Annotated in this window: 26 protein-coding genes; 18 read left to right on the top strand and 8 right to left on the bottom strand. The window is 38.4% G+C overall.

The window, feature by feature from the left end; translation table 11 throughout:
* Nucleotides 1-146 precede the first annotated feature (146 nt).
* On the top strand, nucleotides 147-899 hold the full coding sequence (locus JIN86_RS09475; RefSeq protein ID WP_004229542.1) for an alpha/beta hydrolase: 753 nt from the start codon (nucleotides 147-149) through the stop codon (nucleotides 897-899).
* A 166-nt stretch (nucleotides 900-1,065) separates the two neighbouring features.
* The gene (gene brnQ / locus JIN86_RS09480; protein WP_004229539.1) at nucleotides 1,066-2,406 is read left to right on the top strand and encodes a branched-chain amino acid transport system II carrier protein; all 1,341 of its coding nucleotides are present in this window, start codon (nucleotides 1,066-1,068) and stop codon (nucleotides 2,404-2,406) included.
* A gap of 48 nt (nucleotides 2,407-2,454) precedes the next feature.
* On the opposite strand, the gene JIN86_RS09485 is transcribed toward brnQ, so the two are convergent.
* Nucleotides 2,455-3,213 (bottom strand): SDR family oxidoreductase, encoded by a 759-nt coding sequence (locus JIN86_RS09485; protein WP_004229537.1) that lies wholly within the window; start codon nucleotides 3,211-3,213, stop codon nucleotides 2,455-2,457.
* Nucleotides 3,214-3,375: 162 nt separating this feature from the next.
* Between JIN86_RS09485 and JIN86_RS09490 the strand changes: the two genes are divergently transcribed.
* Nucleotides 3,376-3,957 carry a TetR/AcrR family transcriptional regulator gene (locus tag JIN86_RS09490; protein ID WP_202341792.1) on the top strand — a complete coding sequence of 194 codons (582 nt, stop codon included), beginning with the start codon at nucleotides 3,376-3,378 and terminating at the stop codon, nucleotides 3,955-3,957.
* Between the two features lie 238 nt (nucleotides 3,958-4,195).
* Here JIN86_RS09490 and JIN86_RS09495 read toward each other — a convergent pair whose 3' ends face one another.
* Together JIN86_RS09495 and JIN86_RS09500 are read right to left on the bottom strand one after the other, a co-directional pair.
* The gene (locus JIN86_RS09495; protein ID WP_202341793.1) at nucleotides 4,196-5,368 is read right to left on the bottom strand and encodes a YhgE/Pip domain-containing protein; all 1,173 of its coding nucleotides are present in this window, start codon (nucleotides 5,366-5,368) and stop codon (nucleotides 4,196-4,198) included.
* 58 nt (nucleotides 5,369-5,426) lie between these two features.
* Nucleotides 5,427-6,014, bottom strand: a complete 588-nt coding sequence (locus JIN86_RS09500; RefSeq protein WP_009374223.1) for a TetR/AcrR family transcriptional regulator — start codon at nucleotides 6,012-6,014, stop codon at nucleotides 5,427-5,429.
* Nucleotides 6,015-6,167: 153 nt separating this feature from the next.
* Between JIN86_RS09500 and JIN86_RS09505 the strand changes: the two genes are divergently transcribed.
* The 11 genes from JIN86_RS09505 to JIN86_RS09555 all read left to right on the top strand — a co-directional run bounded on the left by JIN86_RS09505 (nucleotide 6,168) and on the right by JIN86_RS09555 (nucleotide 15,766).
* Nucleotides 6,168-6,482, top strand: a complete 315-nt coding sequence (locus JIN86_RS09505; protein WP_009374222.1) for a PadR family transcriptional regulator — start codon at nucleotides 6,168-6,170, stop codon at nucleotides 6,480-6,482.
* A gap of 1 nt (nucleotide 6,483) precedes the next feature.
* Nucleotides 6,484-7,020, top strand: coding sequence for a DUF2812 domain-containing protein (locus JIN86_RS09510; protein ID WP_004229527.1), 537 nt, complete (start codon nucleotides 6,484-6,486; stop codon nucleotides 7,018-7,020).
* 77 nt (nucleotides 7,021-7,097) lie between these two features.
* Nucleotides 7,098-7,628 carry a DUF2812 domain-containing protein gene (locus tag JIN86_RS09515; protein WP_202341795.1) on the top strand — a complete coding sequence of 177 codons (531 nt, stop codon included), beginning with the start codon at nucleotides 7,098-7,100 and terminating at the stop codon, nucleotides 7,626-7,628.
* Nucleotides 7,629-7,641: 13 nt separating this feature from the next.
* Nucleotides 7,642-8,547 carry an ABC transporter ATP-binding protein gene (locus JIN86_RS09520; protein WP_202341796.1) on the top strand — a complete coding sequence of 302 codons (906 nt, stop codon included), beginning with the start codon at nucleotides 7,642-7,644 and terminating at the stop codon, nucleotides 8,545-8,547.
* Entirely contained in the window at nucleotides 8,531-9,775 is a 1,245-nt protein-coding gene (locus JIN86_RS09525) for an ABC transporter permease (RefSeq protein WP_202341797.1), read from the top strand. Before JIN86_RS09520 ends, JIN86_RS09525 begins: the two co-directional genes overlap by 17 nt.
* 137 nt (nucleotides 9,776-9,912) lie before the next feature.
* Nucleotides 9,913-10,170 carry a hypothetical protein gene (locus tag JIN86_RS09530; RefSeq protein ID WP_004229511.1) on the top strand — a complete coding sequence of 86 codons (258 nt, stop codon included), beginning with the start codon at nucleotides 9,913-9,915 and terminating at the stop codon, nucleotides 10,168-10,170.
* 67 nt (nucleotides 10,171-10,237) lie between these two features.
* A complete protein-coding gene (locus JIN86_RS09535; protein ID WP_202341798.1) occupies nucleotides 10,238-11,407 on the top strand; it encodes a toxic anion resistance protein in 1,170 nt (389 codons plus the stop codon).
* 245 nt (nucleotides 11,408-11,652) lie between these two features.
* Complete coding sequence (locus JIN86_RS09540) at nucleotides 11,653-12,189, top strand: hypothetical protein (protein ID WP_202341799.1); 537 nt, start codon at nucleotides 11,653-11,655, stop codon at nucleotides 12,187-12,189.
* Between the two features lie 134 nt (nucleotides 12,190-12,323).
* Nucleotides 12,324-13,232, top strand: coding sequence for an EamA family transporter RarD (gene rarD, locus JIN86_RS09545; protein ID WP_202341800.1), 909 nt, complete (start codon nucleotides 12,324-12,326; stop codon nucleotides 13,230-13,232).
* Nucleotides 13,233-13,560: 328 nt separating this feature from the next.
* Nucleotides 13,561-13,743, top strand: coding sequence for a hypothetical protein (locus tag JIN86_RS09550; protein WP_004229493.1), 183 nt, complete (start codon nucleotides 13,561-13,563; stop codon nucleotides 13,741-13,743).
* Between the two features lie 118 nt (nucleotides 13,744-13,861).
* Entirely contained in the window at nucleotides 13,862-15,766 is a 1,905-nt protein-coding gene (locus tag JIN86_RS09555; RefSeq protein WP_202341801.1) for an endonuclease MutS2, read from the top strand.
* A gap of 40 nt (nucleotides 15,767-15,806) precedes the next feature.
* Here JIN86_RS09555 and JIN86_RS09560 read toward each other — a convergent pair whose 3' ends face one another.
* Complete coding sequence (locus JIN86_RS09560) at nucleotides 15,807-17,060, bottom strand: helix-turn-helix domain-containing protein (protein WP_202341802.1); 1,254 nt, start codon at nucleotides 17,058-17,060, stop codon at nucleotides 15,807-15,809.
* A gap of 121 nt (nucleotides 17,061-17,181) precedes the next feature.
* Between JIN86_RS09560 and JIN86_RS09565 the strand changes: the two genes are divergently transcribed.
* The gene (locus tag JIN86_RS09565) at nucleotides 17,182-18,477 is read left to right on the top strand and encodes an MFS transporter (protein ID WP_202341803.1); all 1,296 of its coding nucleotides are present in this window, start codon (nucleotides 17,182-17,184) and stop codon (nucleotides 18,475-18,477) included.
* 742 nt (nucleotides 18,478-19,219) lie between these two features.
* Here JIN86_RS09565 and JIN86_RS09570 read toward each other — a convergent pair.
* The 4 genes from JIN86_RS09570 to JIN86_RS09585 all read right to left on the bottom strand — a co-directional run bounded on the left by JIN86_RS09570 (nucleotide 19,220) and on the right by JIN86_RS09585 (nucleotide 22,966).
* Nucleotides 19,220-19,936, bottom strand: a complete 717-nt coding sequence (locus JIN86_RS09570; protein ID WP_202341804.1) for a LutC/YkgG family protein — start codon at nucleotides 19,934-19,936, stop codon at nucleotides 19,220-19,222.
* Entirely contained in the window at nucleotides 19,936-21,363 is a 1,428-nt protein-coding gene (locus JIN86_RS09575) for a LutB/LldF family L-lactate oxidation iron-sulfur protein (protein WP_202341805.1), read from the bottom strand. Before JIN86_RS09575 ends, JIN86_RS09570 begins: the two co-directional genes overlap by 1 nt.
* Nucleotides 21,364-21,378: 15 nt before the next feature.
* Nucleotides 21,379-22,095, bottom strand: a complete 717-nt coding sequence (locus JIN86_RS09580) for a (Fe-S)-binding protein (RefSeq protein WP_004229479.1) — start codon at nucleotides 22,093-22,095, stop codon at nucleotides 21,379-21,381.
* A 139-nt stretch (nucleotides 22,096-22,234) separates the two neighbouring features.
* On the bottom strand, nucleotides 22,235-22,966 hold the full coding sequence (locus tag JIN86_RS09585; RefSeq protein ID WP_004229477.1) for a FadR/GntR family transcriptional regulator: 732 nt from the start codon (nucleotides 22,964-22,966) through the stop codon (nucleotides 22,235-22,237).
* Nucleotides 22,967-23,477: 511 nt separating this feature from the next.
* On the opposite strand from JIN86_RS09585, the gene JIN86_RS09590 reads away from it, so the two are divergent.
* The 3 genes from JIN86_RS09590 to JIN86_RS09600 are packed head-to-tail and all read left to right on the top strand — an operon-like array spanning nucleotide 23,478 to nucleotide 25,129.
* A complete protein-coding gene (locus JIN86_RS09590; RefSeq protein WP_004229475.1) occupies nucleotides 23,478-24,188 on the top strand; it encodes a cytochrome c biogenesis CcdA family protein in 711 nt (236 codons plus the stop codon).
* Between the two features lie 34 nt (nucleotides 24,189-24,222).
* Complete coding sequence (locus tag JIN86_RS09595) at nucleotides 24,223-24,609, top strand: response regulator (RefSeq protein WP_004229473.1); 387 nt, start codon at nucleotides 24,223-24,225, stop codon at nucleotides 24,607-24,609.
* Nucleotides 24,610-24,634: 25 nt separating this feature from the next.
* A complete protein-coding gene (locus JIN86_RS09600) occupies nucleotides 24,635-25,129 on the top strand; it encodes a CcdC family protein (protein ID WP_004229470.1) in 495 nt (164 codons plus the stop codon).
* Nucleotides 25,130-25,326: the final 197 nt, after the last annotated feature.

Raw genomic sequence — 25,326 nt, forward strand, 5'->3', positions numbered from 1 at the left:
GATAGTACAGCCGTTAAGTTGACATCATTCATGCACAATACACATTGATTTGATAAAAACTATAAATTGTACATTATGAATAAAGGGTGGTAAGATAGACACATAAAATACACAATTATCAATTTCCGTGAAGGGGATATCATAAAATGAAGTTAACAAAGCCGCAACCTCTAACAATTGAGGGAGGCAATAAAGCCGTACTATTACTGCATGGGTTCACAGGTAGCACAAAAGATGTGAAAAAGCTAGGAGAATTTTTATCTCAACGAGGTTATACTGTGCATGCACCTATCTATAGTGGCCATGGCGTAGAACCAGAAGCATTATTAGAAACAAAACCAGAAGATTGGTGGAACGATGTAGTAGAAGGTTATAACTTCCTACAAGAGAAAGGCTATGAAGAAATCGCTGTTGTTGGGATTTCACTTGGAGGCGTCTTTTCATTAAAAGTGGCAGAGACATTCCCAGTGAAAGCATGTGTAGCGATGTGTGCACCGATTACACGTGATAATTCAAAAGGCTTATTTACACGTTTGTACCACTATGCTCGTTTATATAAACACTTTGAAAATAAATCAAAAGATCAAATTATTTCAGAATTACATGAATTACGTATTTCACCGAAGGATTCATTGGACGGCGTCACACGTTTAACAACAGAAACACGTGAAGAATTATCAACGATCAAAGCACCAACTCTTGTGTTACAAGGCTCACTAGATGATGACCTATATCAAGAAAGCGCACCTTTTATTTTAAATACTGTGGAAACAGACGACAAAGAAATCATTTGGTATGAAAACTCTGGCCACATTATTACATTGGACAAAGAACGCGATAAAGTGTATGAAGATGTTTATAAATTTTTAGATCATATTGAATGGTCAGTTGCAAACTAAGAAGGGGCTGTCAGTAGACAGCTCTTTTTTTGTTGAATCTCACTGGATAAACGAAAAAACTATTGTAATTATAATAAATGCTTGATAACATGATGAAATTGTAGTGAAAAATCATTCGATTAAAATAATTTGCTATAGTCTAAAACTTCTAAGGAGCACATCAATTATGCAACAAAAAATACCTTTTTCAACTTACGCAGTCATTGGTACCATGTTATTTGGACTGTATTTTGGAGCAGGGAACCTAATTTTTCCTATTCAAATGGGTCAATTTGCTGGGACTAATTTTTGGTTTGGATTAATCGGATTTTTAGTGACTGCTATCGGCTTACCATTCCTCGGAATTTTGGCAATTGGCTTATCAGGTAGTAATGGTTTACGTGATCTAGCCAATCGTGTTCATCCTATATTTGGTATTATTTTTTCATTGGCACTGTACTTAACAATCGGCCCATTCTTTGCCATCCCACGTACAGCAACTGTACCTTTTGTAGTAGGGTTTGAGCCATATATTCAAGCACAACATGCAACACTGTTACTAGCTGTATTTAGCTTTATATTTTTTGCCATTGTTTACTATTTTTCTTTAAATCCAGCAAAAATAATGGATTACATCGGTAAATATTTAACGCCTGCATTTTTAGTTGTTTTATTTATTTTAATTATTACAAGTATTACAAAGCCAATGGGCCATTTCCAGCAGCCAATTGGTGAATATATGGATGCTGCCTTTATGACAGGCTTTAAAGAGGGCTATAATACGATGGACGCCCTTGCCTCACTAGCCTTCGGGATTGTTGTCATTAATGCAATTAAAAGTGCAGGGATTACAGATCGTAAGGAAATTGCCAAGGCTACATGGACATCAGGTATTTTTGCGATGGCTTTAATGACGCTGATTTATGGTCTCATAACATATATGGGCGCTTCCAGTATTAATGCTGTCGGGACTTTTGATAATGGTGGTTTAATCTTTGCGGCAGTGGCCGATCATTATTTCGGCTCATTTGGAGCTATTTTATTGGCGGTCATCATTGTGCTAGCGTGCTTAAAAACAAGTATCGGCTTAATTACATCTTGTAGTGAGTTTTTCCATGAGGTATTTCCGAAAATCAGTTACAAATGGTTTGTGTTCCTGTTGTGCGCTGTATCCTTTACGATTGCGAATTTTGGTTTAAACAATATTATCAAATATGCTATTCCAGTTTTAATGTTCTTATATCCATTAGCGATCGTCTTAATCTTGCTTGCTCTAAGCTCCTCTTTCTTTAAGAATAAGCAAACAGTGTATGCCATAGCGATGATTTTTACATTTTTCATTAGCCTGATTGATGGCTATAAAGCCCTGGTAGAAAGTGTGCCAGATGCGAAGTTAGGTGTGTTGGACGCAGTAGAAAAATACTATTCTGCGATGCTACCTTTTTATGATATTGGCTTAGGATGGATACTGCCAGCGTTCATAGGGGCAGTAATTGGAAGCCTGATTCCGTCTCGAAAAGTTATATAATGAAAGAAACACGCACAGAAAATGTCTCTGTGCGTGTTTCTTTATGAATTAGTAAGCTGTCCAGCCACCGTCAACTGCAATAACTTGTCCATTCACAAAGCTAGCCTCATCCGAGCCTAGGAAGATCGCTAATTGAGCGATTTCTTCTGGCTGACCAGCCCGCGGATTGATGGATAGTCCTAGTGCTTGTCGTGCAGCTCCAGTTTGGCTCATATTTGTCATAGAAGTGGCGATATTGGTCATCACTGCTCCTGGCGCGATACCATTACAGCGAATATTTTTATCAGCATACATAAAGGCTGTATTTTTTGTTAAACCAACTACCGCATGTTTTGAAGCTGTATAAGCAGCCCCAGCCCGTGCACCATATAAGCCACCAGCAGAAATATTATTGACAAAGACACCGTGACCTTGTGCAAGGAAAATTTCGGTAGCCATACGCATAGAGCGCATAACAGCTGTTGTGTTCACTGCAAATACTTTTTCCCATCGTTCATCAGAAATTTCTCCAACTGGCTCCATACCATCCATAATGCCTGCATTGTTGACTAATATATCTAATTGACCATAGTTTGTTTTTGTTTCATCAAATAAACGTTGCAAGTCTTCTGTTGATGCGACATTGGTTTGAATGGCAAATGCTGTTCCTCCAGCCGCCTGAATACCTTCCACAACCGCTTGGGCACCCTCTAAATTTAAGTCTGAAACGGCAACCTTAGCGCCTTCTTTTGCATATCCTTCTGCAATGGCTTTCCCCATACCTGAAGCTGCACCTGTCACAATGGCTACTTTACCTTCTAATCTCATCTCAAAGACCTCCTCATCGTAATTTCTTTATTTATTGAACATCTGTTCATTATTCATTAAAATCATATAATAAAGATGAAAGCGATTTCAATATGCAAAAAAACAGGATGTGTTGAGTAATCAACACATTTGGACAAATTGTTTATTAAGGAGCTGAAAAAATTGCGTACAACGGATTTACGGATTATTAAAACCAAGCAAGCTCTCCACGATGCTTTATTGACCTTGCTTAGCCAAAAGCCATTGGATCAAATCTCCATTGCTGAAATTTGTAGAGAAGCAAAGGTCAATAGAGGAACGTTCTATTTACACTACGAGCAAAAAGAGGGGCTCTTTGAAGAATACTTTCAGGAGATCATGGAGGATTTATATCAATCCTATGAAGAACCCTATCGTGCAGTCACGACATTGGACACAAATCAATTAGATCCCAACACCATCCGTATTTTTCATCATATTGAACGCTTTAAAATGTTTTACCGTATCGTCTTTTCTAAAAATGTCCCGCTGACCTATTATTACATGCTTTTTGATGGCATTTATTCTCTGCTAAAACGAGACATTACCACACACCACATACATCAAATGGAGGATCATATATCGATCGACTATTATAGCGCCTATCAAGCAAACGCCATCATCGGTCTCATCATCCAATGGTATCGCGGCGATTTCAGCGATAGCGTGACCATGTTAAATCAACAGCTAGCAGCTATTTTAAAGAATGTGAGGAGTGGGGGATAGAGTAGGAAAAGTAGCGGATAGAACGCTCAATTTGAAGGATAGAGAGAGAAGTGACGGATAGAATGCTCAATTTGAAGGATAGAGAGAGAAGTGACGGATAGAATGCCAGAATGGAAGGATAGTATAGGAAAAGTAGCGGATAGCAAGCTCAAAGTGAAGGATAGAAGAGAAAAAGTAGCGGATAACCACTCAAAGAGAAGGTCTACATCAACTTGTAGACCTTCTCTTTTCTATTAAATCATCGGACTGGAGCAGGCTTAAATGTGACGATCAACGTAGCAACGGCTAGTGTCACGAAGATGATGATGCCTAAGGAGCTACTGTTTTGCAGGAGATTATCAGAACTACCACCAAAGATGATTGTGTAGTAGCCATCTGCTCCATACGTGGCAGGTAGCATAGCAGCGACCTGCTTGTATCCTTCAGATAGCATGGTTTTTGGAACAAGTACACCTGATGTTACTAATTGGAGTGAAAGAGCACAAATATTAAATATCATCCCCATATTTCCAAAGGCAATCACAAATACTTGGGCCAAGCTAAGGAAAGCAAGATACATTACAGCTTGGAAGAGATAAATCGACAACAGGCTTTCTTGACTATCGATATTAAAAAGGTGCATCAAGCCAATTGTTATGAATGGCAATGTAAAGGCTACGCCCACATTGAGTAGCTGTCGTGCGAGAAACAATTGCCATTTTGATAGGCTTGCTTGCACGAGCTGTGCTGCTTCTTGGTGTTGCATAATCATGACCATCGCTCCCACAAAGGAGGAAATGATGACCATAAATGGGACGAAGTTTGCAGCAAATCCCTTTACATCATTGGTTTTTACAATTGTACCATCGACGGGATGGTCTTTGACATTCATTACAGTCGTTTTGACAGAAGTGGTAATTTGTTGGGCAGTGTCTTGCTCGAATGGAAGCTGAGCAAATTGTTGAGCAAAGACTGCAACCGCTTGATTTTGCTGCATTGGATAAAGGGCTTGATTGATTTCTTCTGTTAATTGCTTTGCAACACCCTCCATCATATTTTTCGCTACACTTGCATTGGCTTGATTAATCGCATAAATAATTTCAGCCTCTTTCCCTGCTTGGATTTGATTTGTAAAATCAGCTGGAATCTGCATAATCATATTAATTTTTCGTTCGTTTAATGCGCTCTCAGCTTTCTTCATCGAAGAATAGTCCTCCATTGCAAAGGGGATGGAGCCTTTGATGTTTTGTGCTACCTGTTGCCCCATTACAGAATCTTCCACAACAATGCCAATGCTTAACTGTTCTGCTCTTTCATTGACACCATCATAGGCAGTCATCCAGATTGTAAAGAAGATTAATTGAAAGGCAATGGTTGCAACAATGCCAATATAGGTTTCGCGAACTCGTAAAAATGCTTGTAAACCTGTCATTTTTTATTCCTCCTAAGATTAAGTAAGTACTTACTTGCATTGATTGGAAAAATTTTTTCTAGGAAACGAGTCCCCTAGAAAAAATAGCAACACTAGTTTGTAAAAGTTCTTCCGTTGGTAAGTCAGACACGATTGTTCCAAGTTGAGCGCGTGACATAAAATGACCAAAATTCAAAGCGATAAGCGATAATGCTGCTGCTTCAAAATCAACTTCTCTTATTTTCCCCTGACGATGCATCTCTTGAAAATAGTGAATGAGCTCCTTTTTGATGAGGAGAGGGATATTGGCGATTTCCTCACTAATTTCAGGAAATTGAATAGATTCCTTAAAGCCGATCATGACAAAATCTTTTATCGACATTAAAAAATGAAAATGCTTCAATGAGAAATTTAATAAATCCTTTTCTAATTCCCACGTTACATTTTGATTGATCTCCTGCTGTAGAAGCGGATAATAAGAAAATTGCTCAATAATGGCTTTTAATAACCCACGTTTGTTGCCAAAGTGACGGAAAAGAGTGACCTCATTGACACCTGCTAATTCTGCAATGGTTTTGGTAGTTGCAGCTGTATAGCCTTTTTCACTAATCAATTGTAGAGCAGCTTCGATAATTCGTTGTGCAGTTCCTTTCGTTGTCAAAAACATACTTCCTTTCATGCAAGTAATTACTTACATCCTAGCATAGTGTACGAGGATCTGCAACACTATGAATGAGCGTTGACAATTATATCGACTGCTGATATATTTTGAGTATATCGACTGACGATATATTGATGGGCGATATAAAGGAGGATTTGTATGACACAGGAGCATCCGCCATTAACAGAGGGCGTTTATTATATTTTATTAGCATTATATGAGGCGAGGCATGGCTATGGCATTATGCAATTGGTGGAAGAAATGAGCAATGGAAGAGTGCGCTTAGGGGCCGGAACCATATATGGTGCGATTAAAACATTGTTGGAACGAGGATGGATAGAGGCACTTGATGGAGATGGCAGAAAGAAAGAATATATTATTACTGAAACTGGAAAAACAGTGGTAGAATATGAAATTTTAAGATTAAGGGAACTTTTTGACAATGGTATCCGTATAACGAGAGGAGTTGAATAATATGCATAAATATCGATTGATGATTAATCCCTATGCAATAGAGAAGTGGGTCAATGACATGGCTAGTCAGGGCTGGCACTTAAAAAAATTTACATGGATTCGCTTTACGTTTGAGCGTGGAGAACCAAATAGCGATATTTATCGCCATGATGAATTAGAGCGATTCGGTACGCACTATGAAGAGGAATTTCTCGAATTTCTCAAATCCTCTGACATTGAACAAGTAGACCGCTCTGGAAATTTTGTATTTTTTAGAAAAGCAGCACAGGAAGGTCCATTTGAGCTGTATACAGATAAAAAAACGAAAATTGGTAACCTGTCAAAAAAGATGAGGATCCTGCTTTCTCTTATTCTACTTAATTTGTTCATTGGACTGATCGGTTTAATTGGCGATTTTTCGGAGCAAACAACAGACTGGGTTGGTTTTGCGTTAAATACGCTGAATCTTGTGGTTGTTGTATTATTTGCCCTCCCATTCTATCAGCTTATGCGTATACGTAATCGATTAAAGAGAGAATTAAATGTATTTTCGGATTAACGATGCGTCTATTATTTTCCGGGAAATCAGAAAATAATGAAAAAGGAAGCATGATTTTATAGTAGGGGTGATGCAAAATGAAAAAAAGAATGTATCGTTTTTTTATTGATTACGAAAAGGAAGAACGATGGGTCAATGACATGGCAGATCGGGGGTGGAATCTTAAAAAGACAGTGGTAGGCTACTTTGTTTTTGAAAAAGGGACACCAGGTCAATATATTTATCGAAATGAATTTGTCAATAGAAAGTCAAAGGATTATTTTGAATTTTTAGACGAAATGAATATCGAGTGTGTGTCTAAGTTTGGTGGGTGGGCCTATTATCGAAAACCAAAATCGGAGGGGAACTTTGAATTATTCTCAGATGCTACATCTAAAATCAGTTATCTAAAGTCAATGAATCGCTTTTTTATACTAGTATTATTGTTCAATGTAATGATTGGAATTTATAATGTCGTGCTAGGGTTATTGGAGCCTGCTGCAGGACTTTTGAGTATTAGGACAGGGTGCATTAGTTTTTTAGTAGCCCTCCTTATGGTAGTGCCTATAGTAAAAAATGGAAATCGTAAAAAGGGCTTGAAACAAGACTTACATATATTTGAAGGATAGGGAGGATGATAACATGACGTTACAGTTACAGCATGTTACAAAGAAGTATAAGGATTTTACAGCTGTGGATGATTTGAATTTTACCATTGAAAAGGGTGAAATTTTCGGTCTAATTGGTCAAAATGGTGCAGGGAAAACGACGACATTCCGAATGATTTTAGATTTACAGGAGACGACGGCGGGGACAATTACTTGGGATGGCAAGCCAGTTAATGCCATTAACCGAGATGTCCTTGGTTATTTACCAGAAGAGCGTGGTATCTTCCCAACAATGAAGGTAGAGGAGCAGCTTTACTTTTTTGGTGAGCTACGAGGCATGAAGCGAGCAGAGCTGAAAAATGAAATAGATTTTTGGATTCAACGGTTTGAATTGGAAGAAAAACGCAAAGATAAGGCAGAAACATTGTCAAAAGGTAATCAACAAAAGGTACAGCTAATTGCAAGTTTTATCCATAAACCTGCGTTTTTAATTTTAGATGAGCCGTTCAGTGGGCTAGATCCCGTCAACAAAGATTTACTAAAGGATGCTATTTTACTATTGAAAGAGCAAGGTACGACGATTTTGTTCTCCAGTCACCAAATGGATAATGTCGAGGAGCTTTGTGATCATTTGTGTTTATTAAAACGAGGTGTTTCTTTATTTTCTGGAAGCTTACTAGATTTAAAGAAACAATATGGTAAAACAAAGCTTGCTGTTCGTACGGATTGGTCAACAACACAATTATTGGCACTTGAGGGTGTCAAGGATGTACGTGTAGAGAAGGAGCAAACAGTGCTTACATTAGTAGACGAAAGCTTTGCTCAAGGTATCTTTGAGCAGCTATCCAATGGGAAGTATATTGAAAAATTCAGTTTAGATTATTTATCATTAGATGAAATCTTTAAAGATAAGGTAGGTGGCCATGTTGTCGAAGTTTAGTTTATTAATGAAGCAATTATATAAAGCTAAAATTAAATCAAAATCCTTTATCTTAATGACTTGTTTATATGTCCTTGTCATGTCAGTAGCTGTCTTCTGGTCTGAAATTAAGGAACTATTCACAGGTGATGATGCAGCACAGCAAATCGCGATTATTAATGAAACCTCTGCTGATCTAAGTGGTATTTTTGTCTCGAATGGAGATATGAACTTTATTCAGGATGAGCAAGATGTATCGACCCTTGAAAAAAGAGTAAAGGACGGCAAGCTGGATGCGATTGTGACGATTAACGATCAAAATGGTCAATTACATGCGGAAATTGCTACGTTCACACCACTGAAATTAAACGATCAATCTACATTATCATCCTTATTACAATATGCAGGACAGCACTATGCCGTACAACAATTATCACTTTCATCTGAGCAAGCCGCGCAAATTATGGCAGCTCAAACAACAATTTCCACGAAAAACTTAAATGAGGCATCAGCAGGGGGAAAAAGTGAGGAAGAAAAGCAATCAGGGCTAGTAGTTTCCTATGCGGTAGGGATTTTAATCTATTTCTTCATTTCTACATTCCTATCGATGATTACGACTGAAATAGCCTCTGAAAAAGGCTCACGCGCAATGGAAATGCTTTTAGTAAGTGTCAAACCTGGGACACATTTTAAAGCGAAAATAGCTGGAGTTTTATTGCTTGCTTTAACACAGATGGGCATTATTGCAGTCGTGTTCCTTATCTATGCGAAGTTTATCAAAGGTGGGATGGTTTGGGATGCAGCTGCTAGCATTGTCAAGGAATTGTCCATTGGCTATGTCATCTATGCAATCGTATTCCTACTGTTAACAGTTATCCTTTATCTTATCATCGGTGCATTATTTGGCTCTTTAGTATCGAAAGTAGAAGAGGCGGGTCAAGTATTAATGCCGGCAATGATTATTACGATTATTGGCTTCTATGTTATGCTGACAGGCATGGGGAATCCAGATACAATTATCATTAAAATATTCTCTTATATCCCACTAACTTCTGGTATGATCATGCCAATGCGTATTGGCGCTACAGATATCGGTGGCATTGTACCATTACTTTCTTTAGGAATTTTAGTCGTAACGATTGTTGTCGTATACCTATTTAGTTTATCGTTCTATAAACGTAGTGTATTGACATATAGCTCTGGCGGCGTCATTCAAAAAATTAAAACGGTATTAAAGGTAACAACATAACACTAGGGCAGCTACATCATGATGTAGCTGCTTTTTTGATCACAAGTAGCCATAGTTAGCAAACAATGTAAAGGAATTTACGGAATTAGTCGAATTTTGCATAGAAAGAAGCTATAATTTAACAAAGGGGTGAGACCATGTTAGCTAAATCAGAGGTGGAAGCGCTCCTTGCCCACCCACCAAATCAACGTTTAGCAACACCTGAGGAAAAAGCGCAGTTCTTTCAAAAACTTCAGCAGCTTTGTCCCATGAATAATGAAATAGAAGAAATTCTCCACCATTGTACTGAGATGGACATTTTTGTTGATAATACTCACCCTAACCAATATAGCGTGCAATATAAGCTTCACCAGAATGGCTATCGTATAGCAGACTCATATTTTTTCATCCTATAGAAAATGAAACTTTTTTACATGGTAATCGTAAGTAATTAGTAGAGATAAATTGCAGGGGGTAAAACGTATGTCTGAATTCAACAATGATCTTTTAAAATCCAAGGACCCATTCGCTTCAGAAAATCCTTTATTACAGCCAAATCCACTTTTACAGCAGGCGCCTGAGCAAAAGCCGGTACTTGTATCTGAGCAGGAGCTATCACAAATCGCTCAAAATCAGCTAATGTTAAAGCAAGATCCAGAGGTTCATACACTTGCACAAAAAATTGATGTCAAAGATCAAATTGCCATGCTAGAGCTTGGTAAAGAAACAGCAAGTGGCATTTCTACCTTTTCCGATAAAATGCTCGCAACGATGAAAGCTAGTAAGCTGGAAGAATCGAGTGTGCTATTAAATAACCTGAATAAAATTATGGATAAATTCGATCCACAGGATTTTGCGGAAGAGAAAAAGGGCGGTTTCATCTCCAAGCTCTTTAACAAAGGAAAAGAGCAATTGGAAAGGTTCTTATCTAAGTATGACAGCATGAATAAAGAAGTGGATGTCATTTACCGTGAAATCCAAAAATACGAAGGGGAAATGAAGCGTAATACCATTGACCTTGAGAATCTGTATGAACAGAACTTAAATTACTTCCAATCATTAAGTAAATTTGTTGCTGCGATTGAAGTGAAAACAGAAGAGGTTCGTGCGTCTTTACCAGCACTTGAACAAAAGGCTCAAACAGGTGATCAACTGGCAGCCATGGAATATGAAACAATGCTTCGCGCTGTGGAATTATTAGAGCAACGTCGCTATGATTTGGAAATGGCACAACAAGTATCCTTCCAATCAGCACCACAAATTCGCTTAATGCAGCAAGGGAACAATCATTTGATTGCCAAGATTAATTCTGCCTTTGTCACAACGATTCCGATCTTTAAGCAGGGGCTGATTCACGCAGTCACATTGAAGCGTCAAAAGCTGATTTCTGATTCTATGGTGGAACTAGACCGCCGTACGAACGAAATGCTTGTCCGTAATGCTGAAAATATTAGTAAGAACAGTGTGAATATCGCACGTCAAGCTGGTAGCCCAAGCATTAAAATCGAAACGATTGAAACAACGTGGCAAACAATTATGGCTGGTATTCAAGAAACGAAGCAAATTCAAGCAGAAACAGCAAGAAACCGTGAAGAAGGTCGTAAACGTATTGAACGTTTGCAATTGGAATATGAAAAACTGAAAAAAATGTAAGGCCCAAGCTTCTTGCAGCTATTGTTGCAAGAGGCTTTTTATATGGAATGTGTAGTCAGGTAGAGAGGCTCCTTCCAAGGGTTTGCCATAATATTCGCTAAGATGGAAATGTTCTTTGACAAAAAGCAAAATAGTGATTATGATAAAGTTAAATGAGAATGATTATCAAATGAAAAAGGAAGCGGAAAGATGCGAAACAAAGCAATTCGATATCATGTATTTTTTCGTGGAGGAGAGAAAAATAAATGGCAAATAAAATAAATCCCTCTACATTGTCGTATGAGCCGTTTAAAGATGGAACGCTTGCTCTATACACGACAGATAGCTTAATGATTGTACAGCAAAGTCGCTATCTAGAGCTTTTGCATATGGAAGAGTTATATAATGCTATGTATAAGGATTTAGATAACAAGCAAAATGGTTTAGAACGAGAACGAAAAATGCTAAAAAAACAAAATGCACAGCTAACAGAGGATCTACAAAAGTTAAAGCAGCAAAACATGGTCTTGCAGAAAAAGGTCACTGAATATAATTGTGTGGTGGAGGAGATGAAGGTGCTCCGTCAACAAAATACAGATCTTCTCATTGAACTAAGTAAATATACAGCGATGTCAAGAGAGTCATTGACGGGGCCCTTGAAGTCGATGATTCGAGATATGCGTGAGCAAGGGGTTGGAATTAAAGAAATCCATATTCGCATCAAGCGCCAAATCAATCCAGAGATTAGCTATAGTACTGTACGCAAGTATATTTCTGAGCTAGAGTCGGAACAGAAAGGTTAACAGCTTTTAAAAGGAACTAGAAATTTGGCATTTACAGCAGCTACTCAAAGTCCTATAATGAGTCTATTCTTTAACTAGTTTAAGATTATAGGAAATCATTAACCGATTTCAGTAAGAGTAGGAGCGTTTATATCATGTCAAATGAGAAAAAAGGAGTTTTGGCTGCCTTTTTTGCCTATGCCTTTTGGGGAGCATTCCCCCTATATTGGAAATTACTTGAGCATGTACCAAGTATGGAGATTTTATTATCCCGTGTCATTTGGTCCTTTGTCTTTACGGTGCTGGCAGTGATTGTATTTCGAATGCGTCAGGATCTCGTAGCAGATTTAAAATATTTATGGTCACATCAAAAGCATTTCTGGCAGCTTGCAGGCGCGTCCTTTGTCATTTCAATGAACTGGTATTTATATATTTGGGCAGTGACGCATAATCATCTCATTGAAACGAGCTTAGGCTATTACATTAATCCGCTTTTGTCTGTCATTTTTGGGGTGATTTTCTTTAAAGAATCGCTGAGTCGTTCACAATGGGTAGCAACAGGAATTGCTTTTATTGCGGTGATTATTTTAACGATCAATTACGGCTCTGTACCTTGGGTTGCTTTATTGATTGCGCTATCTTTCGCTATTTATGGTGTGCTAAAAAAGAAAATTACACTGGATGCTACAAGAGGGCTAGCCATTGAAACGTTATTGATTTTACCCTTTGCATTAGGCTATTATGTCTATCTTTTCGCTACACATCAAGCCTCGTTTTTACATGTCGATGTTAAAACAGATATTTTGATGATCTTTAGTGGTTTAGTAACAGCCGTCCCGCTTATTTTATTTGCGAAGGGGGCACAAAATATTCCTTTATATTTACTAGGATTTATCCAATATGTATCGCCAACTATTGTCTTGATTTTAGGCATTGTGCTATACAAAGAGCCATTTAGTCAAATTGAGCTCCTTGCATTCAGCATTATTTGGGCAGCTTTACTTTTATTTTCTGGTTCGAAAATTATAGAAACAAGAAAAGCCCATCATAAATCAGTTTCGTAAAAGACTTGTAGATTTTTCTACAGGTCTTTTTTATGTAACTTTTACCACTTCGCTTTGTAATGCCCAAAACTTTTTTATTCCTTATCGGATTGGGCTGCTGGATTGCCTGCTATTTTATTTAATCGTATCTTAAAGAGTAGTAGACTGAGTAGAGTGAGGCTAACAATAGAGTCTTTTTGATAGATTCGACAAAAATAGGAGAAAACCTTTTGAAGGTGGGTACCTTTACTTTCCTGTTAGCATATAGTAAAATGTCAATAATTAGATAACAATGATAATTAATGAGAGGTGCTTTTTGTGAGTGCGGTAGGTTCTAACTAGGTAAAAATTGAATGAAATAGTGGCGATGACGACAGCAGGGGATACATGTTATGAACACCCCTTATTTTGTCATGGACCTATTTCAACAACCTATGTAGATACCTACAATACTTTATTAAGCGTGGCATGTAAGATGAAACTTCAATTAGCTGAAGTTTTATTTGTGATGCCAGGAAAACGCGCCTTTTAAAGATAGAGCTGTGGGGATTCCTCGCAGCTTTTTTATGTTGTTTAAACCATCATTGCTATCTATTATTGGGTAGGTATCTTCATGTATGATAAAACATTACAATGAGGAGCAAAAAGAAATGAATAATACTACACTTGAAAAATTACAATATCATGAATTAAAGGACATCGTTAAATCCTACTGTGTCAGCGGGTTAGGAAAACAGCTTTTAGATAAATTAATGCCAAGCTCAAACTTAGTAGTGGTAAAAAATCGGTTGAATGAAACAACAGAAGCTCGTGCAATATTGGATGCAGAGGGGCATGTTCCGTTTTTAGGGGTATCAAATATTGAGCATATCATGACGAAGCTTGAAAAGGGGATGCTTCTCGATCCCAGTGAGCTAGTGAGTATCTCCGATTTTTTACGGGGCTGCCGCAACATCAAAAAATTTATGTTAGATAAGACATTTTTTGCGCCTGTTCTTTCCTCTTACGCTCATTCTATGGCTGAATTTAAAAGCGTGGAGGAGGAGATTAATTTTGCGATCAAAGCCAATCGTGTAGATTCCGCTGCTAGTCGTGAATTAAAACGCATCCGACATCATATGGAAACGACTGAGGATAAAATTAAAGAACGTTTAACGAAATTTTTAAATAACAGTGCCAATAAACCGTATATTCAGGAATTTTTTATTAGTCAAAAGGATGATCGCTATACGATTCCGATTAAGGCGACCTATAAAAATCATGTACAGGGAACGGTCGTTGAAATCTCCTCAAAAGGGGCAACCGTTTTTATGGAGCCAAGTGTTATCGCTAAATTAAATGTAGAATTAGCTACCTTAAAGGCTGAGGAAGCCGTAGAGGAATATCAGATTTTAGCGTCTTTATCAGGGCTACTGATGGAACATCTTCATGCCATCACCATTAACATGGAGTTGATTAGTCAATACGATATGGTTTTTGCCAAAGCAAAGTTCAGTAGACAAATTGGTGGTAGGGAGCCGCGTATAAATGATTACGGTTATATTCAACTGATCAATGGTAAGCATCCATTACTACCAGGAAATGCGGTACCCCTTCAATTTTCCATTGCAAAAGACTACCGTAGCTTAATTATTACAGGTCCAAACGCTGGTGGGAAAACAGTTGTGTTGAAAACCATTGGCCTTTTAACATTAGCTACGATGTCGGGCTTCCATATTGTAGCGGACGAAGGAACGGAAATGGCTGTATTTGATCATATATTTGTTGATATTGGCGATAATCAAAGTATAGAGAATGCACTTAGTACGTTTTCTTCTCATATGAAAAATCTTTCAGATATTATGAGAGCTGCTAATAATCATACACTCTTACTGTTTGATGAAATTGGCAGTGGAACAGAACCAAATGAAGGAGCTGCACTAGCCATTGCGATATTAGAAGAATTTTATCAAATGGGCTGTATAACTGTGGCAACTACACATTATGGTGAAATTAAACGATTTTCTGAAATGCATCCTGATTTTATGAATGCGGCAATGCGCTTCCATGCTGAAACATTAGAGCCTTTGTACCAATTACTCATCGGCACCTCTGGAGAAAGCAATGCCTTATGGATTTCTAAAAAAATGAATGTCCGCGAAACTGTTTTACAAAGAGCAAAGGATTATATAAATAATAAAGAATATCAGCTGACGCTCATTCAGGACAGTAAAATTCGAAAGCCTAAAGAAGAGAAAAAAAGCTTGGCAGCAGCGTATACATTTGCCAAAGGGGATCGTGTGAAATTATTGGACTATGATGATGTGGGATTGGTGTATGAAGAAATGAATCCGTACAATAATGTCAGCGTATTCTATCAGGGGCAAATACTAGAGGTGAATGTAAAGCGGCTTGCCCTTGAATTACCTGCATCAGAGTTATACCCTGAAGGATATGATTTAGAGACATTATTTGTAGACTATCAGGATCGGAAGCTTCAGCACGATATCGAACGTGGGTCGAAAAAAGCGTTACGTAAGATCCATAAACAAATAAAGAGTGATCGTCAGCAATAAAAACAAGGGATTGCACAGCCTCGTGCAATCCCTTTCCTAATTAAGTTATGGAATCAATCTGTGCCTTAATCGTTCGGTAGACTTCCTCAATTTTTCGTTTATAGGGCAAATCCACTAAATCCAGTGAATCTATATAGGCCATTTTTGCAATTTCATAGGCTGTTGTTAGCTCACCAAAATGGGCATAGCAAAGGGCTTTATAGGAAAAGCATTCATTCAAGCTTAAAATATCATATGGATGATTAATATAGAGCGGTCTGTGTTTATACTGTTCGAATGCAGCCTTCGCCTCCTCATATTGTCCAAGTAAATATAAGGATTTTCCTTTTTCAGCATAGTAAAAGTTTGGATCTAGCTTGTCTAAATAATCATCGTGTCTAAGCTGATAAAAACGTTCTATTTCAATCAGAGCCTGGTCATAATTATTGCTGTAATTATTATAATAATGTGCCTTCAATACAAAGATAAAAGCATCAACCTCAACACGTTCAGCAAATGCCTGATATTGCTCCAGTTTCATAAACATATGATTGGTTTGTTCGAAATCACGATCAATCATGGCACAATAGGCACCAATTCTGTACATATTATCAATCTGATAGAACAGTTGGTTTTTATGAGCATTGGCAATCGTCTCTTGAATTAGTTTTTTCCCTTCCTCATGCTCACCAATTGCAAGTTGGAAAATACTTGTATAATAAGTCATTAATAAGGCATCACGAGAATCGAGCTGATAATTCTCTTGTTCAATAATTTCCTTTGCCTGTAAGATACGATCGTACGCCACTGTATATTGACGTTTTGCTGCTAAAATAGCTATCTCTAGGATAAAGGTTTTGAACCAATGGCTGAGTAAATTAATTTCCTTAAAAATAGTGCGGGCTTGCTGAAGTGGGACTTCCCATGTTGTTAATCCAGCTTCATACTGGGCATCTGCGTAAATATACAATAAACGGCCAGCTTCATAACTTTGAGGCAGGCTCTCCACAGACGGCTTAATTAAATCGACAATTTCTTGATGATGATCAGCATCACCACGTTTTACTTCTGCAAATAAACTTTCCACCTGCTCTAATAGCTGGCGAATGGAGGATGGGGTTACTTCTTCCAGTAATGCACTAGCTTTTACACCTAAACGTTCAGCAATATAGTCAAGGCTTTCCATGGAAGGCTTGGCCTTATCATTTTCTATTTGGCTTAACATTCCTTTAGTTAGACGATCACCGGCAAGTGCCTCTAATGTTAATTTTTGATCTTTCCTTAATTTGCGAATTCGTGTGCCTAAAGAGTCCACTGCCTCGCCTCCTTTTGTTTAATTATATTAAACTTTTGCTTGCGTGAAAAGAGGGAGCTGTGGTATATTTTGTTTAACATAATTAAACTTTTTAATTTAGTTAAATAATGGAGGGGTTTAGATGCATGAAGCGGAAAAATTGAAAAAGGCAACCTATCACTTATGGACATTCACGGCAAGTAAAATGATTGCCATGTTGGGTGCAAATGTCATGGCATTCGGTATTAGCTTGTATATTTTAGCGATGACTGGTTCGGCAATGAGCTTCGCTACCAATATGATTTGTTCAGTATTACCACGCGCACTTGTAGCACCCTTAGCAGGCTATGTCGCAGATAATTTTTCAAAAAAACGCACGATATTACTAGCACAGGCAGGAACCATTTTGACAGTAGGGGGATTACTGCTTTATACAGAAACAGTAGGAATATCTGTTTATGCTATATACATAGCTACTGTTTTTAATACTATTTGCTCGGCCTTTTCTGGTGTAACGTTTTCATCTGCTATTGCCACACTTGTCAATCCAGAGCGATTACAACGTGCGATGTCATTTAACCAAATGTCAATGTCCGTAGCTGCAATTGGAGGACCAGTCATTGGTGGTATGATGTATGGATTTTTTAGTATGGATGTATTTTTAATGGTGAATATGGTGGCCTATGCGATTGCCTTTTGTTTAGAGGCAACAATGGATTTTAACCTTTATAGTACAAGAGGGGAAGATACGAAAAAAGAAAAGATGTGGGAAGGGCTGAAAAGTGGTTTTCATTATATCAAGCAACGTAACGTCATAAAGACCATTATGTGGGTAGCATTGTGGATCAACCTATTCTTTTCTGCCATCGCTGTTGGAGGAACGTACATCATTATTGAATTGCTAAAAGTAGAATCCAAACATTTTGGCTTTATTGAAGCATCTGGTGCATTAGGCATGCTCTTAGCATCCCTTTATTTCGCAACAAGACCTGAAGTGAAGGTACCTTTACGCTTTTCGAAAATCAGCTTATTACTATTGGCGGGAAGTGTCGGCTTAGCAGTCATCCCATTAGTCACTAATTTTTCTTATATAGCCATCGTGATCTTCTATCTCATCATTTACTTTATTTTCGCAACTTTCGAAATGGGAATAAATATGCCCATCGGGGTGTATATGCAAAAAATCATTGCGGAAGAGTATCGTGGGCGTGTTTTTGGGCTAATGGAAACGATGGCGATGTCTATGATGCCGATTGGTATGGTAGTCTATGGCATGTTATATGATACATTACCAGCAACTATTATTTTACCAGTAACGAGTGTCATTATTATTATCATTTCACTTGTGATGCTACGCTCATCTATTTTAAAAGAGGCACATCCAGAGTATTACGAAAAAGCAGCTCTACCAGAAGGGGGCGCGAACACAACAACTTAAAATAACGAGGCTGGGACAGAACTCGATTATATTGAAAAACAATAAAAATGGATATTAGCTTTTTCACTTTAAGAAGTTAAATATGCCTTCCTAAATCAAAAAAATGTTAGACTAATAATATCTTGGTCTAACATTTTTTCTTTTTGTCCCAGCCTCGTTCTTAGTGTTGAAAAACAAAACAGTCAATTGAAAGGTAGAAATGGATTTCCGTTGCAGGCTACTTGCTTTCCTGTGGGCGAGCGCCGAATCGCTTCCTCCGCTACCGCTCCGTTTAGAGTTTCGCCTGTCTCGCTATCCCACGGGAGTCAAGTAGCCTTCCACTTCAACCCACTAACTTTTTAGCAAAGGTTTTCAAATAAAGTGAAGGTCTTCACTACCCATTATGGAGGGCTTTTGACACTCATTACTTCTTCGCAATGAAATTAAGAGTCTATCCTTTCTCTAATCATACAAATAATAGGCTAATTTGATTACTACGGCTAGCTAGTATGAAAGATAAGGAAAAGCCCCTTTTGCAGAATGGTTGATTGGAGTGGAGCCAGCGTCACTCCTAGGGGAGAGCGTCACAGAGGAGACCCTGGAGCGAACGGAAGTGAGTGAAGCGGCTCATCGGACGCCCCCTGGAAAGGACGCTGGCGGAACGGAAATCAACCCCTCACCTTGCAAAGTTGCTTTTTCTGCTGTTGACATCATCTTTTTCAACAACATGAACAGGCATGCAGTGAAATGCATGCCTGTTCTTTTACTGATCCTCAATGACAATATAGGTTGCTTGAATAGGGCCATGAACTCCAACGATAAGAATCATTTCGATATCGGCTGAGTTACTTGGTCCTGTAACAAAGTTGATACAGGAAGCAATTTTTTCACCCTGACGGATTTTTTCACTAATCCAACGAGCTGCCTGTGTCATACGAGGCACAATTGTACTTTTAGGTATGATAATGATCGACTTTTCGGGTAAAAAGCTAATACATCTCCCTCTTTCTTTGCTACTAAAGAGCACGGCAGTTCCTGATTCTGCTAACGTCATTTCACTAATGGTTATCCCGATATTTGCTTTTTCAGCTTGACGAATATTTTCCTCAGGGTGCTGTGAATCCCATTCATAAAGCTGAATATTGGCTTGTGGCCATTGTTCGTTCATAAGTGCGGATAATCCGTAGTCCTGGAACCGTTTATCCTTCCATGTAATAACAGACTGACCTCCATACTTGTCAACAACGTCCTGTAAATCCTCTGGAAGTGTGGCAGTATTAGAAATGACAATATTGGTATGGATGTTGGCACACTGCTTGATTAATATTTCCACCAATTCATCCTTTGTCGCATCTTTGAGCACACGATCTTGTGGCTGATACTGCCAAGTTGGTCGTGGTAGTTCTGTCTTAGGCGAGCGTCCGAGCTGCTTCGCAATATTTGCTAAAAAGGTTTCTCGACGCTGAATCATACCAGTCATTATTGCCCGCCTCCTTTTGTACGATGCTTCATCCAGTCTCTAAAGCTGTCTTTACTTGGTGCAGGGAAATCCCTTGCCTCAGTCCATGCTTTTAATGGGCCTGGCCCTTTAGAAATAGTCTTGTTTTTGATAAATGGAGACATGGCAGGTGCAGCCATTTTTGTCGCCATTTTATAAAGGGTAGGGGAGGAAGCCCCTAGACCAAATGCCTTCATTAAAAGCTTTTCAGAGATAGGTGCCTTGCCCTCATTTTCAACAATGACCTGACGATGGCGATGGATGAGCTGGTGTAATGGAATTTTAACAGGGCATGCATCTGTACAAGCACCGCACAATGTAGAAGCATAGGGCAGTTCTTTAAAATCATCGTAACCTCCTAAAAGTGGAGAGAGTACAACACCTACAGGTCCAGAGTAGATAGAGCCATACGTATGCCCACCAACATGACGATAGACAGGGCAAGCATTGACACAGGCAGCACAGCGAATGCATTGTAAAATAGGCTGAAATTCACTACCTAAAATAGCCGAGCGTCCATTATCGACAATAACTAAATGAAATTCCTCGGGTCCATCCGTATCCTCTTCGTCTTTTACGCCTGTTAACGTTGTAATATAGCTCGTTAGCTTTTGACCGACAGCACTTCTTGTTAATAAACTAACAAGGACCTCCATTTCTTCAAATGTAGGAACTATTCTTTCCATTCCCATAACTGTGATTTGTGTTTTTGGTAGCGCTGTTACTAAATCAGCATTGCCCTCATTCGTAACGAGTGTAATCGATCCACTTTCAGCAATAGCAAAATTACAGCCTGTAATACCAATATCGGCTGTTAAATATTCCTGTCTTAATTTTTCACGTACATAAAGGGCAAGTTCCTCTGGCTTTTCTGTTTGACTGTAGCCTTGTTTTTCCTTAAAAACATCTCGAATTTGCTCCTTATTTTTATGCAAGGCTGGCGCCACAATATGCGAAGGGGGCTCGTGATCTGCCACCTGCAAAATATATTCACCTAGGTCTGTCTCAATCACTTCACAACCAAGCGCTTCTAAAGCCGTATTTAAGTTAATTTCTTCTGTCACCATTGATTTGGATTTCACAATTTTTGCTGCATTTTTCTTTTTAGCAATGCTTTGAATATAGTCGGTTGCTTCCTGTGCAGTTTGCGCAAAGAACACATGCCCACCTCGTTTGGCAACATTTTCACTTAATTGATAAAGGTAATAATCAAGATTTGCTAAAACATGCTTGCGAATTTCCTCTCCATGAGAACGCCATTCTTCCCAATGTCCTAATTCCTCTGCTTGTTGAAGGCGACGTGTTTGAAAACGTTCTTGGGCACTCGAAACCGCACGACGCATAAACGGATTATCTAGCTCTTTCGTGACACGTTGTTGAAACCGATCATCACTTGTTTTCATGGCCATGTTTATTTCCCCCTTTTATCGGCAATTTAACACTTCTGCAATATGCATCACTTTAATTGGCTTACCCTGACGTTGAATGCGGCCACCGATATTCAATAAGCAGCCTGCGTCAGCTCCTATCAAAATGTCAGCGCCTGTTTCTTCCACATTCAGTACTTTTTCATTGACCATTTCTCCAGAAATATTGCCCATTTTAACTGAAAATGTACCACCAAATCCGCAGCATCGATCCTTACCAGGGAGATCCACATAATGCAAGCCCTTGACGTTCTTTAATAATTGGAAGGGTGCCTCTGTTACACCAAGTAATCTTGTCATATGGCATGACGTATGATAAGTAGCTTTACCTTTTAGATGCGCTCCAACATCTTCTATCTTTAATACGTTGACAATAAACTCTGTGAATTCATAGGTTTTAGCTGCTAATGCTTGCGCTTTTGGCTCCCATATGGGGTCTCCTTTAAAAACTTCTGGATATTCCTTCAACATATAAGCGCAGGAACCAGAGGGAGAGACTACATATTCAGCATGCTCAAAGGCTGTGATCATTTTTTTCATCGCATTTTTCGATTCTTCGACATAGCCGCTATTGTAAGCAGGCTGTCCACAGCAAATTTGATCCTCTGGAAAGTCGATGTCACAGCCAAGTCTTTCTAATACTTCAACAACTGCTTTTCCCACATCCCCTTGAAACATATCCACTAAGCAAGTGGCGAATAGTGTGACTTTCATATTCATCGCTCCTTTTATAAACAACTGGTCATCAGATGACTTATCAATAAATTAATCATACAACAAATTTGAAAGAGTGAAAACGTTTTTTAATGAATTTTCAGAAAAGAAAAACTACCTAGCGTGTACTAGGTAGTTTTTAGTGTGAATTGGATTCTGTTGTTTCGAAATATTGTAATAGCACTTTTTCAACATTGCTTAGATGAGATGCCATTGCATGTTTGGCTAGCTCTTCATTTTGCTGTTTAATCGCGAGGAAAATCTGCATATGTTCATCATATAATTGTTCGCTCGTTGTTTGTTGTGAGTACAACCAAATTCGCCGTGTCTCTTTCATCGTTTCGATCATTAAACCAGAAATTTGATCTAAAATTGTAGTGAGTAGTGGATTTTGAGAGGCATTGGAAATAGCTGCATGAAATTGATAATCTGCTTTTTCACCAAGCTCGCCATCACCATGTGCCTGCTTCATATCCTCTAAAATTTGTACCATTGCCTGAATATCCTGATCTGTACGTTGGAGGGCTGCACGTCCTGCTGCTCCCACCTCAATAATTTTGCGCACTTCTAGTAAATGAGCAATATCCTGTCTATTCGTTAACATAGCGGTGGATAAAGGAAAGTCAAGCTGATGGGCTGGCACACTTTTGACAAACGTTCCAGAGCCTTGTTTGATTTCAATCAATCCCATTGCTTTTAATGCAGATAATGCCTCCCGTACAGCGGAACGACTCACTTGTAATTGCTCGGCAAGCTGCTCAACTGAGTCAAGCCGATCACCAGGCTTTAGGACACCAGCTCGAATTTTTTCATGCAAGATTTCGGATACTTCTTCATAGATCTTTTTTGGTCTAATCTTTCTTAATTCCAAGGGCTACACCTCTTTTTTCGCTCATTTGCTATCACCATTATACATGAAAATAAGTCATTTACTCATGGTTTACCATGAACACGTTGTGTAGAGTAGAGGACTGTCGAAATTTAAAGAAATAATAATGAAACATATAAACATATAATAAGGTCATCTGATGACTGTATATCCAGATGATTTAAAAGATGAGTTTAAAATAAATAGTTTCTTACTATAACATGGGCGTGATAGTGTCTATGAAAAACAGAAGCTTCTTTCAACATTAATGACAAGTAATCGACACTGTCAAGAAAAAGGTAGAAAAATTAGCTATACTCTTTTTGAAAAAGGGGGAAGATTGGCGGATTTTGTTGACAGAAAATCAACAGGAGCGCATAATGCAGAAGTAGCTTGATGGGACTTCTCAAAAATCTCATCATTTTGCCATGAAACGTTCACAAACTAGAAGGGCGCTTTTTATTTTGTTTTTTGGTACGATGGATGCAGTAACTGTAAGGAGCGAATAAAAAATATGGGATCTGATATTAACGTATTTTTAGCTTTTGGTGCAGGGTTCTTAAGTTTTATTTCACCATGTACTCTTCCACTATATCCAGCATTTTTATCGTACATAACGGGTATGACATTAGATGAGCTAAAATCAGAAAAAGGCATGCTACAAAAACGTGCCATTTTCCACACACTATTCTTTTTACTAGGCTTTTCCATTATCTTTATTATTATTGGACTAAGTGCTTCATATGCAGCAGAATTCTTCCTGAATTATCAAACATTATTACGACAGGTTGGGGCTATTTTAATCGTCGTATTCGGTTTAATGATTGTGGGATTATTGCAGATAGACTTCTTAATGAAGGATCGAAAGTTCCAATTTAAAAATAGACCATCTGGCTATTTTGGGTCTGTCTTAATTGGTATTGCCTTTGCGGCAGGCTGGACACCATGTACAGGACCAATCCTTGCATCGATTATCATGTTAGCAAGTACTAACCCAGGTGCGGGCTTTAGCTATATGTTTGCGTATTATTTAGGATTTGCCATTCCATTCTTCGTGCTATCTTTCTTCATTTCACGAATGACTTGGATTCGTACACACAGCCAGAAAATTGTAAAAGTCGGCGGGTACATCATGATTGCCGTTGGGATTTTATTATTCTTTGATGGCTTAACGTATATTACACGTGTTTTACAGCCTATTTTCGGTGGATTTACAGGGTTTTAATTTGTTAAACTAAAGAGGCATACCGAACTTTAACGTGGAGGGAGATGAACATGTGCCTACAGTTTTAGTAGTAGATGATACGCTATTTATGCGTGTTGCAATCAGTAATATGTTTACAGAATGGGGTTATGAGGTAGTAGGTAAGGCAGTAAATGGTAAGGAAGCTGTGGCGATGTATCGAGAGTTACAACCAGATTTAGTCACAATGGATGTAACGATGCCCGTTATGACAGGTATTGCAGCCGTAAAAAAAATCATCCCAGAATTTCCAGATGCAAAAATCATTATGGTAACAGCATTAGGTCAGCAAAAATTAATCGTAGAAGCGATTGAGAGTGGGGCAAAGGATTTTATTACAAAGCCTTTCGAGCCAGAACGATTAAAGGCTGTTGCTGATCAATTACTTGGACAAAATTGTTAATTAGACATTAGAGGAGGATTTTTTTATGTTAAGCAGTATCCCTTCTCACTATTATGTTATAGGGTCGACCATTATGGCCATTCTTATGGGAAGCTTTGTGATGGTCATACGAATGAGAGCTTCCAAAATGCCGACAAATGAGAAGAAAATTATTATTCCACCAATAGCGATGTCCTCAGGTGCACTGATGTTTTTATTTGAGCAATTCCGTGTACCACCAATGCAAATCTTAGAGGCGGCAGCTGTAGGAATGGTGTTCTCGACAATATTAATTGCTACTTCTAAATTCGAAGTAAAGGGTCGAGATATTTATTTAAAACGTTCAAAAGCATTCGCTTTTATATTAATCGGATTGTTAATATTCCGAGTGGTGGCGAAAATGATTTTAAGTAGCTCCATTGATGTCGGTGAATTAGCAGGTATGTTCTGGATATTAGCCTTTGCCATGTTAGTACCTTGGCGTATTGCAATGCTCATCCAGTTTAAACGCGTCAAAAAAACAATTCCAAAACTACACTAGTACTGAAGCTAGTGTAGTTTTTTTATGCTTTTAAGCGTGGGAGGAACTGGATAGCCTCATAAAAGTAGAGGATAGAGCAGCAAAGCATGGATAGAGCAGCAAAGCATGGATAGAGGTCCAAATGAAGAGGATAAAATTAGCTAAGTGCAGGATAGCTTCTTAAAAACACAGGTTAAGACAATATCCCATAGCTAAGT

Source organism: Lysinibacillus sp. HST-98 (assembly GCF_016757845.1).
Lineage (GTDB): Bacteria > Bacillota > Bacilli > Bacillales_A > Planococcaceae > Lysinibacillus > Lysinibacillus capsici.

Excerpts from the sequence above, each read along its gene's own strand:
- JIN86_RS09475 (WP_004229542.1), top strand. The coding sequence starts at position 147 with ATGAAGTTAACAAAGCCGCAACCTCTAACAATTGAGGGAGGCAATAAA.
- brnQ (WP_004229539.1), top strand. The coding sequence starts at position 1,066 with ATGCAACAAAAAATACCTTTTTCAACTTACGCAGTCATTGGTACCATG.
- JIN86_RS09485 (WP_004229537.1), bottom strand. The coding sequence starts at position 3,213 with ATGAGATTAGAAGGTAAAGTAGCCATTGTGACAGGTGCAGCTTCAGGT.
- JIN86_RS09495 (WP_202341793.1), bottom strand. The coding sequence starts at position 5,368 with ATGACAGGTTTACAAGCATTTTTACGAGTTCGCGAAACCTATATTGGC.
- JIN86_RS09500 (WP_009374223.1), bottom strand. The coding sequence starts at position 6,014 with ATGTTTTTGACAACGAAAGGAACTGCACAACGAATTATCGAAGCTGCT.
- JIN86_RS09505 (WP_009374222.1), top strand. The coding sequence starts at position 6,168 with ATGACACAGGAGCATCCGCCATTAACAGAGGGCGTTTATTATATTTTA.
- JIN86_RS09510 (WP_004229527.1), top strand. The coding sequence starts at position 6,484 with ATGCATAAATATCGATTGATGATTAATCCCTATGCAATAGAGAAGTGG.
- JIN86_RS09515 (WP_202341795.1), top strand. The coding sequence starts at position 7,098 with ATGAAAAAAAGAATGTATCGTTTTTTTATTGATTACGAAAAGGAAGAA.
- JIN86_RS09520 (WP_202341796.1), top strand. The coding sequence starts at position 7,642 with ATGACGTTACAGTTACAGCATGTTACAAAGAAGTATAAGGATTTTACA.
- JIN86_RS09525 (WP_202341797.1), top strand. The coding sequence starts at position 8,531 with ATGTTGTCGAAGTTTAGTTTATTAATGAAGCAATTATATAAAGCTAAA.
- JIN86_RS09530 (WP_004229511.1), top strand. The coding sequence starts at position 9,913 with ATGTTAGCTAAATCAGAGGTGGAAGCGCTCCTTGCCCACCCACCAAAT.
- JIN86_RS09535 (WP_202341798.1), top strand. The coding sequence starts at position 10,238 with ATGTCTGAATTCAACAATGATCTTTTAAAATCCAAGGACCCATTCGCT.
- JIN86_RS09540 (WP_202341799.1), top strand. The coding sequence starts at position 11,653 with ATGGCAAATAAAATAAATCCCTCTACATTGTCGTATGAGCCGTTTAAA.
- rarD (WP_202341800.1), top strand. The coding sequence starts at position 12,324 with ATGTCAAATGAGAAAAAAGGAGTTTTGGCTGCCTTTTTTGCCTATGCC.
- JIN86_RS09555 (WP_202341801.1), top strand. The coding sequence starts at position 13,862 with ATGAATAATACTACACTTGAAAAATTACAATATCATGAATTAAAGGAC.
- JIN86_RS09565 (WP_202341803.1), top strand. The coding sequence starts at position 17,182 with ATGCATGAAGCGGAAAAATTGAAAAAGGCAACCTATCACTTATGGACA.
- JIN86_RS09570 (WP_202341804.1), bottom strand. The coding sequence starts at position 19,936 with ATGACTGGTATGATTCAGCGTCGAGAAACCTTTTTAGCAAATATTGCG.
- JIN86_RS09575 (WP_202341805.1), bottom strand. The coding sequence starts at position 21,363 with ATGGCCATGAAAACAAGTGATGATCGGTTTCAACAACGTGTCACGAAA.
- JIN86_RS09580 (WP_004229479.1), bottom strand. The coding sequence starts at position 22,095 with ATGAAAGTCACACTATTCGCCACTTGCTTAGTGGATATGTTTCAAGGG.
- JIN86_RS09590 (WP_004229475.1), top strand. The coding sequence starts at position 23,478 with ATGGGATCTGATATTAACGTATTTTTAGCTTTTGGTGCAGGGTTCTTA.
- JIN86_RS09600 (WP_004229470.1), top strand. The coding sequence starts at position 24,635 with ATGTTAAGCAGTATCCCTTCTCACTATTATGTTATAGGGTCGACCATT.